Here is a 13674-nt window from a genome sequence, read left to right as displayed (position 1 = left end):
TGGGTATAAGGGGTGGCTTTTATGGCTCAAAGTTTAAAAGAAACCAATTTACAGATCTCTGGAATGACCTGTGCTGCTTGTGCGACTAGGATTGAAAAGGGATTAAATAAATTAGAAGGTGTAACAACTGCAACCGTAAATTTAGCTTTAGAAAAGTCTGCAATTAAATACGACCCAGAAAAATTAAAGATCGAGGATATTGAGAAAAAGATAAGAGATCTCGGTTATGAAGTGGTTACAGAAAAGGCAGAGTTTGATATCACTGGAATGACATGCGCTGCCTGTTCGACAAGAATAGAAAAGGGCTTAAATAAATTAGATGGTGTTGTTAAGGCCAATGTTAACTTGGCTCTAGAAAAAGCAACAATTGAGTATAATGGTTCTGCCCTAACTACTAACGATATTATAAAAAAAGTAGAAAACCTTGGTTATGGTGCCCATGTAAAAGAAGATGCAAAAGAAACAAGCGACCATCGTCAAAAAGAAATTAAAAAACAAACGAAAAAGTTTATATTTTCTGCCATTCTTTCACTTCCTTTATTATGGGCAATGGTTGGACACTTTTCATTTACCTCCTTCATATGGGTACCTGAGATATTTATGAATCCATGGTTTCAGCTAGTTTTGGCTACTCCTGTTCAGTTTATTATTGGCGGACAGTTCTATATTGGCGCCTATAAAGCACTAAAAAATAAAAGTGCTAATATGGATGTTCTTGTGGCCCTTGGTACATCTGCAGCCTTTTTTTACAGTTTATATTTATCGATTATGTCGCTTTCAATGGATACACACTCCGTTGAACTTTATTATGAAACTAGTGCGGTCCTAATTACATTAATCATCTTAGGTAAGCTTTTTGAAGCAAAAGCAAAAGGACGTTCCTCAGAGGCTATTAAGAAATTAATGGGGCTTCAAGCTAAGACTGCAACGGTTGAAAGAAATGGGCAAGAACAAGAAATTCCGCTTGAAGAGGTTATCGTTGGTGATATCCTCTATATCAAACCAGGTGAAAAAATACCTGTGGATGGAAAAATTATCGAAGGAAACTCCGCTATTGATGAGTCTATGTTAACAGGGGAGAGCGTCCCTGTTGATAAAAGTATTGGTGATGAAGTGATCGGTGCAACACTTAACAAGAATGGTTTCCTAAAGGTTGAGGCAAAAAAGGTTGGAAGGGACACAGCTCTAGCGCAAATCATTAAGGTGGTCGAAGAAGCACAAGGTTCGAAGGCTCCTATCCAACGCCTAGCCGATAAAATATCTGGAATATTTGTTCCAATCGTTGTGGGTATTGCTGTTATCACTTTTATCATCTGGTATATGTGGGTGGCACCTGGAGATTTTGCTGAAGCTTTAGAGAAAATGATTGCAGTCCTTGTTATTGCTTGTCCATGTGCGTTAGGGCTGGCAACTCCTACATCTATCATGGCTGGTTCAGGCAGGGCGGCAGAATATGGTATTCTGTTTAAAGGTGGCGAACACTTAGAAATGACCCACCGAATTACCACTGTTGTATTGGATAAAACCGGGACAGTAACGAATGGAACACCTGTATTAACTGATATTTTCACAGAGGAAGCTATTGATGAGAATGAATTTTTATCCTTAGTGGCTTCAGCTGAAAAGCAATCGGAACATCCACTTGCACAAGCCATTGTTCAAGGAATAAATGAGAAAGGGATTCCTTTAAAAAATGTTACTGAATTTGAAGCTATTCCTGGCTTCGGTATTAAAGCAATCGTGGATGGTAAAGATCTATTAGTTGGAACAAGAAAATTAATGAACAAATACAATGTACAGGTTGCTGGTGCTCTTGCTCAAATGGATGAATTAGAAAAGGTAGGAAAAACGGCAATGCTTACGGCTATTAACGGTCAATATGCTGGTACTGTTGCTGTTGCTGACACCATCAAAGAAACATCAAAGGCTGCAATTAACCGTCTCAAGGAAATGGGACTTGATGTGATTATGATTACTGGTGATAATCATCAGACTGCCTTAGCGATTGCAAAGCAAGCAGGTATTGATCAGGTAATAGCGGAAGTTCTGCCAGAAGGTAAAGCAGACGAAATTAAGAAGTTGCAAGCACAAGCGAAGAAAGTAGCAATGGTTGGTGATGGAATTAATGATGCCCCAGCACTAGCGGTCGCAGACATTGGAATGGCAATTGGTACTGGAACCGATGTGGCAATGGAAGCTGCTGACATAACTCTTATTCGCGGGGATTTGAACAGTATTGCAGATGCAATCTTTATGAGTAAGAAGACGATAACGAACATTAAGCAAAATCTGTTCTGGGCACTTGCCTATAATTCATTCGGGATACCAGTAGCTGCACTTGGATTCTTGGCACCATGGCTGGCTGGCGCAGCAATGGCCTTCAGTTCCGTTTCCGTTGTGCTTAATGCTTTACGATTACAAAAAGTAAAACTATAAATATGAAACTTCTTAGAAATACCAAAAGGCTGACACATAATTGTCAGCCTTTTTCACATTTTACACTATTCCCAACTAGTATACTAAAACTACAACGATACTCCATAAACTATGAGCTAGGTGAAATATATGAATCATATCTTACTTGTTGAAGATGAGGCAAGTGTATCCACCGTTATTAAAGGATACCTGGAAAAGGAAGGATATAAAGTTCAAAGTGCTGCAACAGGATTAAAAGGGTTAGACATTTTTAAAACGGGGGATTTTAAATTAATTATTCTCGATCTGATGCTACCGGATATTAGTGGTGAAGAGGTCTGCAAAATTATTCGCCAATCCTCTGACGTCCATATTTTTATGCTTACGGCTAAAGGATCTTTAAATGATAAAATTGAGGGTTTAAATATTGGTGCTGATGAGTACTTGGTTAAGCCATTCAGCCCAAGAGAACTAACTGCAAGAGTAAATGCTTTGTTTAGAAGGTTAGGCGCTAAATTTCCCTCATCAAGGGTTATTTTTGATGATGGATATTTACAGATTGATTGTGATAAAAGAGCTGTAAAAGTTAAGAAACAAGAAATACCATTTACACCAAATGAGTTTGATATTTTATGTGGACTTGTAACCGCTAAAGGAAATGTTTTATCAAGGGAACAGTTAATAGATAAAATCTTTGGTGCAGATTTTAGCGGTTATGATCGAACAATCGATGTCCACATAAAAAACATTCGAAAAAAAATAGAAAGTGACACCAAGAATCCTAAATATGTAGTAACAGTTATGAAAGCGGGCTATAAATTTGGTGGTGAAAAGTAAATGCAATCTATCAACAGAAGATTAAGCATTTTATTTATTTTATGCGCAATGGCAGCCATTTTTCTAGTTACGGTATTTGTTAATATGACAGTTTCAAATAAATTTAACGAATACATGATTGATATTCAAAATAAGCGGTACGAAAGAATTGTTTCCTATTTTGAAGAAGCCTACAAGCGAGAAGGGAAATGGACCAAAGCAACGGGCATTGAACTCATGCATGAGGCCTATATGGGAAATTATTGTTTGACTCTTATGGATAGTAATAAAGAGTCTGTTTGGGGAATGGATCCAGAGGATTTATTAAGCCAAATTCATATTGGTGAAATGTCTATTCAAGATGGTGTTTACACTACTAAAACGTTTGAAATAAAAGTTGATGGTAATATTGTTGGGTTTGTCGATATTGGACAATATTCATCTGTTTTGTTATCAGAAGAGGATTTAACCTTTAAAGACTCGATAAATAAGAGTATTGTTTTAAGCGGACTTCTAACACTCATCATCATAGGTAGTTTTAGTCTATTTTTTTCAAAACAATTTTCTAACCCGATTCGGGAAGTTGCGAAAATGTCAGTTAGCTTATCACAAGGGAATTTTAATGCAAAATCAAATATAAAAAGCAATATAGAAGAATTAGAGGATTTGAGAATGAGTATTAATATCCTTGCTGAAAAATTAAATTATCAGGATACACTTAGGAAGAGGTTAGTATCAGATATTACCCATGAGACTAGGACGCCCTTAAATGTTCTACAAAATAATCTTGAAGCTATGATAGATGGAGTTTTTCCGGTAACAAAAGAAGGATTAAATTATTTAAATGAGGAAGTCATTCGTTTCGGCAAATTAATAAATGACCTAAATCTCTTAAAGGAGTTTGAATCAGAAAGTATCAAGCTTAAATATGAAACAATCTTCCTGGATGAATTAATTACTGAAATAAGCAGAGATTTCTTTAGGGCAGCGGAAAATAAGAATATTAACATAGAGTATACTATCCAACCTAATGAAAAATACCGAATTATTGGAGATAAAGATAAAATAAAACAAGTACTAATTAACTTATTATCCAATTCTCTGAAATTTTCTGATAGTAATGGCGAGATCTTTATTAATCTGTATAAAGAAAATAAAGACATCATAGTGGAGTTTGTAGATAACGGTATTGGTATTAATCAGGAAGATTTACCTTTTATTTTTGAAAGGCTATATCGAGGAGATAAGAGCAGGAATCAAATTGAAGGAAATGGTATCGGTCTGACAATTGTTAAGAATATCCTTGACCTGCATAATGCGATGATTAAGGTTGATAGTAAAGAAGGAACCGGAACTACCGTGAAAATCTATTTTACTTCAACAAAATAACACGAATTCTGTGACTAAAAAATGACACTTTCTTTTTCTTCATACTGTCTTCATAAAAATTCACTATTCTAATGTGGAAGTTATTTTACATTGGTGCTTGTTAGGTAGGTCTACTTGTCTAAGGTTTTGATAGTAGAAAAGAAGGGAAGTTTTTATGAGAATGAGTGAAAGAACTAAGACTAAGATACAAAAATACCCTCGAATCTTATTTTTCCTGTTAGCATGGATACTTTTACTAGGAATCGTCACTCAAGTTTCTTTAGCAGGCTTAGCTATTTTTGTTGATGGTGGACTTTGGCAAACACATAGAACGGTTATGAATGTAATTGAGTTTATTCCATCCTTAATGTTTATTTTGGGGATTGTTGGTGGGATCCCTAAATTATATAATGCAGTGAGCTTTGTGTTATTCTTTTTTATCAATTTCCAATATTACACTAATTTCGGTTGGCTTGGTGCGATTCATTCTGCATTTGCACTTGTCTTATTTACGATATCATTGTTTGTTGCTTGGGGTTCTTATCAGGTTGTGGTAAAAGGTAAGAAAGTAAATTATGAGACGAAGCAGCTAACTTAAAAGATAATAAAAAATAAAATTCCCCCCAATTTTCATTAATTGGGGGGTAAAGCATTTTTATTGAATATACTTCGCTCTAACCTCTTCAAGGTCCACTGTATTTAGATTATCCACAACTTCAATGATTCCAAGCAGCTCTTGCTCATTTAAAAAGATACCATAAGATCCACTGTTAGTAATGGTGAATTCAATATTATTTATTCCCTTTGTTCCGGTGAAATCGGTGACGATTTGCTTTGTACTTGAATTCAATATCATGAAATACCCATTAGTAGTATCAAAGGAACTTAAGTCTAACGCCATCTTAGTATTTAACCCTTTATTTACTACCATGATTAATGGTTCAAATTCATAACCAATTCCTTTAATAGAAATTGTCTGCTCGTCGGCAACGACTTCGGCTTTTTTAATTAAGCGGTCTGTCGCTATCTTTGTAAAATCATCTCCATAGATACTAGGCTGAGCAGGTGCTTCAGGTTCTGCAGTAACAGCAGTATCAAGACCAGCACCATCACTATTAGATGCAGATATAGACTCAAGATCATCTACAACTTTTATAACGCCTCGTTTCATTCCCATCCAACAACTAAAGTTTAAATCTTCATCTCCTGGTGTGAATTCAATTAAGTTATTCCCGCTTTGAAGCTTTTGCTGGATATTCATATCTGGAAGTACAATTGAATTGTTACAGCCCGTGATCTCCTCACCTTCGATTACCCACTTAACTGGCATACCTTTTTGTACATAAAGTGTTTTTGGAGTATAGCCGTAAACATTTGCTGTCATATTTAATACTTGAACTCCATCTTGAATGGTTGCTTTAACTGCATCAGATGAACTGCTGCTAACATCACCAAAGGCTCCTATGTTTGCCATAATCGCCATTGGGCTTATATTCATACCAGCAAGGGCAAGACCTCTATTACTCATAATAAGGCCAAGCATAATAATTAAAACACCGCTAAATTTAAGAATTTTCTTTGTATAGCCTTTACTTAATAAACCGGATACTGCTCCAAAAGTCAGCATTAATGGAACGGTTCCGATTGAAAACATAAACATCGATAAAGCACCAGCAGCGGCACTGCCTGTTCCTAAAGCAAAAATTTGCATCGTTTGTAATGGACCACATGGCATTAATCCGTTGAGAAGTCCGACGAAAAACGGTGCGCGCGGTTTGCTCATGGCTTTACAGGCAAAATTAGGTAATTTAATTTGAAATTTCCTAAAAGTCTTAAAGCCTGACATATTAAAGCCCATCATAATCATGAAAATACCCGCAAATAGCTGTAAACCTGCTTTAGCATTAAGAGATAGAGCAAAAACAGATCCAATTGCCCCAATAACGCCTCCAAGAATCGTATAGGCGACTACCCTTCCAGCATTATATAAAAGTGCCGGCTTTATCGCTTCAAATTTATTTTTGCTTTCTTTACCGATACTTTGTGAAAGCATGATTCCGCCGCACATGCCAACACAATGAATTGAAGTAATGACCCCTACAACAAATAATACGGCATAGGAGGCATTATTTAACTGGTCTTCCATATTGTAGTTCCCTGTGTTGATCCCAAGTAATACAACAGCTGCTACCGCAATCATAATGCCTATAAACTTAAAGTCTTTAGGTTTTTCGGTACTATACCCTACGCTTTGTATAGCATTTTTTATTTTATTTAAATCGCATAGTTTATCATCATATTCAATATCTGCAAATTGACCACTGAAACTTGCTTTTACATTTACTACTCCATCCAATTTTTTTACAGTTCGTTCAACCCGCATTTCACAGGATGTACAAGTCATCTCATATACCTTTATGCTATCTCTTTTTATGCTCATAAGAGTTTCCCTGCCTTTACTTGTTAATCAATATTAACTAATGAATAGGTAAAGTATAGAGAATTTATATGTTGATGATATGAAGAAAGAGAGTGCTATAGTGAACAATTTGTAGACAAAATATAAACAAATTATGAACCATGTTTATAAAATAATTGCTCATACTATAAAAAAAGATTGAAAAGAGGAAAACAATTTGGAACCATTTATGCCGCAATTAGTGTATTTTGAACCGAGAGCGCTAGAATATCCGCTCGGAAGAGAACTGAAAGAGAAATTTGAAAAATTGAATCTTGAAATCCGGGAAACTACTTCCCATAACCAAATTCGCGATTTGCCAGGGGATAATGAAAATCAGAAATACCGTAATGCAAAATCAACCCTAGTGGTAGGTATTAGGAAGACTTTGAAATTTGATACATCTAAGCCTTCGGCTGAGTATGCTATTCCTTTGGCAACAGGCTGTATGGGGCATTGCCACTATTGTTATTTACAAACCACTCTTGGGAGCAAGCCTTATATTCGCACCTATGTAAATCTAGATGAAATTTTTGAGCAGGCTCAAAAGTACATGGATGAGCGTAAGCCTGAAGAAACAAGATTTGAGGCAGCGTGTACCTCGGACATCGTTGGCCTGGATCATTTAACGCACTCTTTAAAGAAGACAATTGAGTTTATTGGACAATCTGATTATGGCAGACTCCGGTTTGTGACCAAATTCCATCATGTAGATCATCTCCTTGACGCCAACCATAATGGCAGAACAAGGTTTCGTTTTAGTGTTAATTCGCGGTATGTAATAAAAAACTTTGAGCCAGGGACATCTTCCTTTGAAGACCGTCTATCTGCTGCGAGAAAGGTCGCAAAGGCAAATTATCCATTAGGGTTTATTGTGGCTCCCATTTATTTGCATGAAGATTGGAAAGCGGGCTATCGTGAACTATTCGAGCGGTTAAGTAATGAGCTTGCGGGGATAGAAATACCGGATTTAACCTTTGAACTTATTCAACACCGTTTTACTAAACCAGCAAAAAATGTAATTGCCAAACGGTATCCAAAAACGAAGCTAGAAATGGATGAGGAAAAGCGAAAATATAAATGGGGCCGCTATGGAATTGGAAAATATGTATATCCAACAGAAGAAGCAAATGAATTAGAGGCCACCATACGTAATTATATAAAGGAATATTTTCCAAATGCAGTTGTAGAATATTTCACGTAAAAAATTTCTTTCTTGTACACCGTACTATTTCTGTTAGTTGCCGCTTAAAAATGTAACAATGAGTTACCTTTAGGAGTGACGGCCATGAAAATAGACGGTGTTTTTTCTGGAGGAGGAATTAAAGGCTTTGCCCTTGTTGGGGCCATCCAAGAAATTGAAAATAGAGGTTTTCAATTTGAACGAGTGGCTGGGACGAGTGCTGGGTCGATTGTTGCTGCGTTTATCGCGGCTGGTTATGGAAGTGAAGAGATTGAAAACCTTTTTGATGAACTTGATTTAACAAAATTCCTTGATGCTAGGAAAATGGTCATTCCTTTTCCCTTTGCTAAATGGCTGTTTGTTTATTGGAAGTTAGGATTATATAAAGGGAATGAGTTAGAGAAATGGATTGAAGAAAAGTTAGCTGCAAAAGGTGTAAGAACCTTTTCAGATTTACCACCGCAAAACCTAAGAATTATTGCATCAGACCTTTCAAACGGAAGATTAATGGTTCTTCCAGATGACTTGGTGAAATATGGTGTTTCTCCTGGATCATTTTCCATCGCGAAGGCAGTAAGGATGAGCTGTAGTATTCCATATTTTTTTGAACCAGTGAAATTGAAGTCAATGGATGGGATCAATGTTATAGTGGATGGCGGGGTTTTGAGCAATTTCCCGATGTGGCTCTTCGACCGGGATAATCTGCAAAAAATAAGACCTGTAATTGGGATTAAGTTAAGCGGTAATGAATACGAGCATGAAAAACATCAAATCAAAAATGCCATTCAATTGTTTGGTGCATTATTTGAAACCATGAAGGATGCTCATGATTCACGTTATATTTCTAGAAAACATGAAAAAAATATTATATTTGTACCTAACGAGGGTGCCTTATCAATGGAGTTCCATTTGACTGATGAAAAGAAACAAGAGTTATTCGAGTTAGGAAGAAATGCCGCTAAAAAATTTTTTAAGTCTTGGTGTTATTAGAGGCTCCTTTATGAGAATATGAATCCTCCATAAAAAAAACGAGCGTTTATAAGGACGCTCGATTTTTCTTTTTGCCTTTTTTTCCATCGATGACTGTTAAGTGAACAGGAGATTTCTTTTTTATCATCTTGCTTTTCTTTAAAGATGCGAGCGTGCCAAAGGAAGCACTTTTAGTCTGAGGTTCTCCAGTTTTAGATTGCAATCGCTTTTTTGATTTCTTAGCTGCTTTAATAAACGCTTGCTGCTCTTTCTTCTGAGGATTTGCTCTTACAATTAGACGGAAAACAAAGTATATGGCTACGCCGACTAATGCAAAGACTATAATACTTTTAAGAAAACCAATAGGATCATTAGTAAATGCTCCAATTAGGCCAATTATACCTAGAACAACAACACTACCAACCAAAGGTACGGAAATCCGATTTTTCAAGAACGCCACCTCCCTAAGAGCATCTTAAGCATTTTCCGAATTTTTTAAACACCTAAGTATTAATGTTTTTGCATATTTCTCCAGCCATAGCTGTTATTTAAGCATTCTTCCCATTATTTAAGGGCAATTAATGAAAAAAATGGGTACGTAGAGGTATTTCAAAAGACATATTAGAAAATTTTTTGTTTCTACTTAATTTTATTCTACTTCAAACAAGAAAAACCCTCTACTATAACATAATTTTTCCAATTAAAATATTTAATCTATGCAAGTGAACTGAAAGGAAAGGGCATAATATAGAAGAATTCTGTTGGATTACAATTTAAAATGCAAAAATTATTACATTTATAGGAGGTTATAGTTATGGCTAATGAACCAAAGAAATCAAATTACCCAAAACCCATGTCTTTTACTGCCCATGTATTCTGGACGGGTTTATTTGGTGGCCTTTTTTGGGGGACCCTAGGTTTTTTTGCATCCTACTTTAACTTCACTGAAATTCAACCAAATGTCATTCTTGAACCCTGGGCTTTGGGTAAATGGAAAAGTGAATGGCTTGGAACTGTTATCTCGCTCCTATTACTTGGAATTCTTTCCGTTGGTGCTGCTTTTGTCTATTCCATCGCACTAAAAAAATTCAATGGAATTTGGTTAGGCTTAGGATATGGGATAGTCCTATTCCTGCTAGTATACGTTGTGTTAAATCCAATCTTTATAAGTATGAAGCCATTATTAGATTTAAGTCGTAATACTTTTATTACAACCGTTTGTTTATATTTGGTTTATGGATTATTCATTGGTTATTCCATTAATTATGAATATGAAATCAATCAAATGGAAGTTAATGAGACGGCTTCTTAAAGCTTTATTAGTCTTTAAGTACGTAGTTGTGATAAAATAAATTCTGATATTATTTCATAAAGGATGTTGCTACAGAATCACATATAGGGAGTGGAGAAGATGAGTAAGATAGATAAATTAAGATCGAGTTTTTCTACATATGGTATTGATGGTTTTTTAATTACAAGCCAATTTAACCGTCGTTATATGACAAATTTTACTGGTTCTTCTGGAGCGGTTCTCATTAGTGGAGACAAAGCGCAATTTATTACCGATTTTAGATATGTAGAACAGGCTTCAACCCAGTGTGAAGGGTATGAAGTTGTAAAAATGGCAGGAACGCTTGTTGAAGAAGTAGCTAAACAAGCAAAAATACTTGGTATTCAAAAGCTAGGTTTTGAAGAAGACCATTTAACTTTTTCTACCTATAAAGCATATGAAAAAGAACTTGAAGCAGAACTTGTTCCAGTATCAGGTGTAATTGAAAAGTTACGCTTGATTAAGACGGAACCAGAGATTAAGATATTAAAGGTAGCAGCCGATATTGCTGACGCTGCGTTTAAGCATATATTGGACTTTATCACTCCGGGAAAAACGGAGCTTGAAGTATCCAATGAATTAGAGTTCTTTATGAGAAAGGCAGGAGCAACTTCTTCTTCTTTTGATATTATTGTTGCTTCAGGGCATCGTTCTGCACTTCCACACGGAGTTGCAAGTGATAAAATCATTGAGACTGGTGATTTTGTAACATTGGACTATGGTGCCTATTACAACGGATATATTTCTGATATCACTAGAACGGTAGCAGTGGGAGAACCTGATCATAAATTGAAAGAAATTTATGAGATTGTTCTTGAAGCACAATTGAGGGGAATGGCAGGAATTAAACCTGGAATGACTGGGAAAGAAGCAGATGCATTAACCCGGGATTACATAACTGAAAAAGGATATGGTGAATATTTTGGACATTCAACCGGTCACGGTATTGGTCTAGAGGTTCACGAAGGTCCAACACTTTCTTTCCGATCAGATATTGTTTTAGAACCAGGTATGATTGTTACTGTTGAACCTGGAATTTACATCCCAGGCCTTGGAGGAGTTCGGATTGAGGATGATACGCTCATTACGAAGGACCTTAACGAAGCTTTGACTCATTCAACAAAAGAACTTATTATTTTGTAATTGATATAGGAGGATAAAACATGAGTATTTCTGTTAATGATTTTAAAACCGGTCTAACGATCGAAGTTGATAACGGCCTATGGCGCGTTCTTGATTTTCAGCATGTAAAACCAGGTAAAGGCGCAGCGTTTGTTCGATCTAAGCTTCGTAACCTTCGTAATGGTGCGATTCAAGAAAAAACATTCCGTGCGGGTGAAAAAGTAGAAAAAGCTCAAATTGATAATCGTAAAATGCAATATCTATATGCTAGCGGTGATCAGCATATCTTCATGGATATGGAATCATACGAGCAGGTTGAACTGCCTGCCAACAACATTGAATATGAATTAAAGTTTTTAAAAGAAAACATGGAAGTACACATCATGATGTTTAATTATGAAACTCTTGGTGTTGAACTTCCTAACACTGTTATATTAGAAGTTGCTGAAACTGAGCCGGGAATAAAAGGAGATACCTCTTCAGGCGGTACGAAGTCTGCAACACTTGAAACAGGACTAAATGTTCAAGTTCCGTTCTTCATTAATCAAGGCGACAAATTGATTATTAACACTACAGAAGCTTCCTATGTATCACGTGCATAATTAGTAGTTCAAAAACCTAAGGCCATTATCTATTGGTCTTAGGTTTTTTATTTATGATGATTGTTTAGTACTTCACTTAACGTGAAAACTTCACTAAATAGTAATAATTAGTTTCTATTTTAAGGATAAGTATTTGCTAAACTAAAATAGAATTACATCATATAAATAAAAGGGGTGACACAGAATATGAAAAAAATAGGATCTCTATTGTTTCTTTGTGGAGCAATTGCTCTATTATTAGCAGCATGCGGCAGTTCCAAAGATATAAATGAAACGTTAGATAAAAAACATGAGCCATTTCCAGATTATATTCTTGGTTCGTCAGAATTAGTTCAAGATACCTATGCGATGGTATCAAACTATCCAGAGGTTGTTGCAGGTGTTCCTTGTTATTGCGGATGTTTTGCTTCAGATGGACACAAGAGCAATTTAGATTGTTTTATAGATCAATTTGGAGAAGATAAAGCCGTAACCGCTTGGGATTCAATGGGTATAGCCTGAGACGTTTGTATAGATATCGCCCGGGAGGCGGTAGAAATGAATCTTAGCGGTAAAAGTCCTAAGAAAATATATGATCTAATTACTACAAAATATCAAGATTTTGGAGAGCCAACTCCAACTCCAGAGCCGAAGTAAGGGATTGCCAATGAAAAAACTTTTATATGGCCTTTACATTATTATCATAATTGGGATTATTATTTGTATCATAAATAGTGATATCTTCAGCAATGAGAATAAAAAATCAATAGCTGCGGGAGAAAAGATTTATAACAAGCAATGTTTAATTTGCCATGGTGAAAACGGTATGGGTGAAGGTAAAAATGCTGGAACAGCCATCAATAATCAAAACTATTTGAATACTGTAAGTGATAAAGATATTTTCAATAGTGTTAAATTTGGCAGAGAAGGAACTGCAATGCCGAGTTACGATCCAAGACTGGATGATGAGGATATAAAGAATGTTGTTGCCTTTGTAAGAAATTGGCAGTCTAAGGAAATCGAGTTCGAAGTTCCGAAGACAATTTCTGGTGATGTTGTTAACGGTGAGAAACTCTATAATGTTTATTGCCTTAACTGTCATGGTGAAGCTGGTGCAGGTAAATTGAAAATGGGGACTGCTCTATCAAACCCACAATACTTGAAATATACCACGGATAAGCAAATTTGGATTACTACTGCTTACGGACGTGAGGATACAAGGATGGCTGCAACACTAAAAGGCCTTGACGGAGTAAGACAGCTTAAAGAAGAGGATATAACGGATATTGTTAGTTATATTCGTACGCTTAAACCAAAAGAAGAAATTCAAAATGACTATCTTGAACCTTGAAACCATTAATTTGGTTTCAAGGTTCTTTTACTTTGGCAGTGTTAAACTGGGCTGTTGATTTACGCTACAGGCGCTACGCTT

Annotated in this window: 13 protein-coding genes; 11 read left to right on the top strand and 2 right to left on the bottom strand. The window is 36.0% G+C overall.

The features are described from left to right. The first annotated feature begins 21 nt into the window (after positions 1 to 21). The 4 genes from V7124_RS05865 (at position 22) to V7124_RS05850 (ending at position 5197) form a co-directional block, all read left to right on the top strand. Positions 22 to 2436, top strand: a complete 2415-nt coding sequence (locus V7124_RS05865; RefSeq protein ID WP_335487030.1) for a heavy metal translocating P-type ATPase — start codon at positions 22 to 24, stop codon at positions 2434 to 2436. Between the two features lie 129 nt (positions 2437 to 2565). Next, positions 2566 to 3252, top strand: coding sequence for a response regulator transcription factor (locus V7124_RS05860; RefSeq protein WP_335487027.1), 687 nt, complete (start codon positions 2566 to 2568; stop codon positions 3250 to 3252). Next, the gene (locus V7124_RS05855) at positions 3253 to 4620 is read left to right on the top strand and encodes a sensor histidine kinase (RefSeq protein WP_335487024.1); all 1368 of its coding nucleotides are present in this window, start codon (positions 3253 to 3255) and stop codon (positions 4618 to 4620) included. Positions 4621 to 4780: 160 nt separating this feature from the next. Then, positions 4781 to 5197 carry a DUF6220 domain-containing protein gene (locus V7124_RS05850; RefSeq protein ID WP_335487021.1) on the top strand — a complete coding sequence of 139 codons (417 nt, stop codon included), beginning with the start codon at positions 4781 to 4783 and terminating at the stop codon, positions 5195 to 5197. A gap of 57 nt (positions 5198 to 5254) precedes the next feature. Here the strand turns inward: V7124_RS05850 and V7124_RS05845 are convergent, their stop codons facing one another. Beyond that, a complete protein-coding gene (locus V7124_RS05845; RefSeq protein ID WP_335487018.1) occupies positions 5255 to 7039 on the bottom strand; it encodes an urease accessory protein UreH domain-containing protein in 1785 nt (594 codons plus the stop codon). 196 nt (positions 7040 to 7235) lie between these two features. Here V7124_RS05845 and splB point away from each other — a divergent pair, with 196 nt between their 5' ends. Then, entirely contained in the window at positions 7236 to 8261 is a 1026-nt protein-coding gene (gene splB, locus V7124_RS05840; RefSeq protein ID WP_335420277.1) for a spore photoproduct lyase, read from the top strand. An 84-nt stretch (positions 8262 to 8345) separates the two neighbouring features. Continuing rightward, the gene (locus V7124_RS05835) at positions 8346 to 9230 is read left to right on the top strand and encodes a patatin-like phospholipase family protein (protein WP_335420280.1); all 885 of its coding nucleotides are present in this window, start codon (positions 8346 to 8348) and stop codon (positions 9228 to 9230) included. A 46-nt stretch (positions 9231 to 9276) separates the two neighbouring features. Here the strand turns inward: V7124_RS05835 and V7124_RS05830 are convergent, their stop codons facing one another. Beyond that, on the bottom strand, positions 9277 to 9669 hold the full coding sequence (locus V7124_RS05830) for an SA1362 family protein (protein WP_335420283.1): 393 nt from the start codon (positions 9667 to 9669) through the stop codon (positions 9277 to 9279). 354 nt (positions 9670 to 10023) lie between these two features. Between V7124_RS05830 and V7124_RS05825 the strand changes: the two genes are divergently transcribed. The 5 genes from V7124_RS05825 (at position 10024) to V7124_RS05805 (ending at position 13593) form a co-directional block, all read left to right on the top strand. Beyond that, positions 10024 to 10521 (top strand): YqhR family membrane protein, encoded by a 498-nt coding sequence (locus tag V7124_RS05825; protein ID WP_335420286.1) that lies wholly within the window; start codon positions 10024 to 10026, stop codon positions 10519 to 10521. Positions 10522 to 10620: 99 nt separating this feature from the next. Next, positions 10621 to 11682 (top strand): aminopeptidase P family protein, encoded by a 1062-nt coding sequence (locus V7124_RS05820; RefSeq protein ID WP_335487016.1) that lies wholly within the window; start codon positions 10621 to 10623, stop codon positions 11680 to 11682. Positions 11683 to 11702: 20 nt separating this feature from the next. After that, complete coding sequence (efp, locus tag V7124_RS05815) at positions 11703 to 12263, top strand: elongation factor P (RefSeq protein ID WP_335420293.1); 561 nt, start codon at positions 11703 to 11705, stop codon at positions 12261 to 12263. Positions 12264 to 12449: 186 nt separating this feature from the next. Continuing rightward, the gene (locus tag V7124_RS05810; RefSeq protein ID WP_335487013.1) at positions 12450 to 12899 is read left to right on the top strand and encodes a PCYCGC motif-containing (lipo)protein; all 450 of its coding nucleotides are present in this window, start codon (positions 12450 to 12452) and stop codon (positions 12897 to 12899) included. Positions 12900 to 12909: 10 nt separating this feature from the next. Then, positions 12910 to 13593: a c-type cytochrome gene (locus V7124_RS05805; protein WP_335487010.1), complete on the top strand. Its 684-nt coding sequence runs from the start codon at positions 12910 to 12912 to the stop codon at positions 13591 to 13593. The last annotated feature ends 81 nt before the right edge of the window (positions 13594 to 13674 follow it).

The organism is Neobacillus niacini, from assembly GCF_036961885.1.
Lineage (GTDB): Bacteria > Bacillota > Bacilli > Bacillales > Cytobacillaceae > Neobacillus > Neobacillus niacini_H.
The sequence above is the reverse complement of the archived record's forward strand: the minus strand, read 5'-3'. Positions and strand labels throughout refer to the sequence as shown.

Excerpts from the sequence above, each read along its gene's own strand:
- V7124_RS05865 (WP_335487030.1), top strand. The coding sequence starts at position 22 with ATGGCTCAAAGTTTAAAAGAAACCAATTTACAGATCTCTGGAATGACC.
- V7124_RS05860 (WP_335487027.1), top strand. The coding sequence starts at position 2,566 with ATGAATCATATCTTACTTGTTGAAGATGAGGCAAGTGTATCCACCGTT.
- V7124_RS05855 (WP_335487024.1), top strand. The coding sequence starts at position 3,253 with ATGCAATCTATCAACAGAAGATTAAGCATTTTATTTATTTTATGCGCA.
- V7124_RS05850 (WP_335487021.1), top strand. The coding sequence starts at position 4,781 with ATGAGTGAAAGAACTAAGACTAAGATACAAAAATACCCTCGAATCTTA.
- V7124_RS05845 (WP_335487018.1), bottom strand. The coding sequence starts at position 7,039 with ATGAGCATAAAAAGAGATAGCATAAAGGTATATGAGATGACTTGTACA.
- V7124_RS05835 (WP_335420280.1), top strand. The coding sequence starts at position 8,346 with ATGAAAATAGACGGTGTTTTTTCTGGAGGAGGAATTAAAGGCTTTGCC.
- V7124_RS05825 (WP_335420286.1), top strand. The coding sequence starts at position 10,024 with ATGGCTAATGAACCAAAGAAATCAAATTACCCAAAACCCATGTCTTTT.
- V7124_RS05820 (WP_335487016.1), top strand. The coding sequence starts at position 10,621 with ATGAGTAAGATAGATAAATTAAGATCGAGTTTTTCTACATATGGTATT.
- efp (WP_335420293.1), top strand. The coding sequence starts at position 11,703 with ATGAGTATTTCTGTTAATGATTTTAAAACCGGTCTAACGATCGAAGTT.
- V7124_RS05805 (WP_335487010.1), top strand. The coding sequence starts at position 12,910 with ATGAAAAAACTTTTATATGGCCTTTACATTATTATCATAATTGGGATT.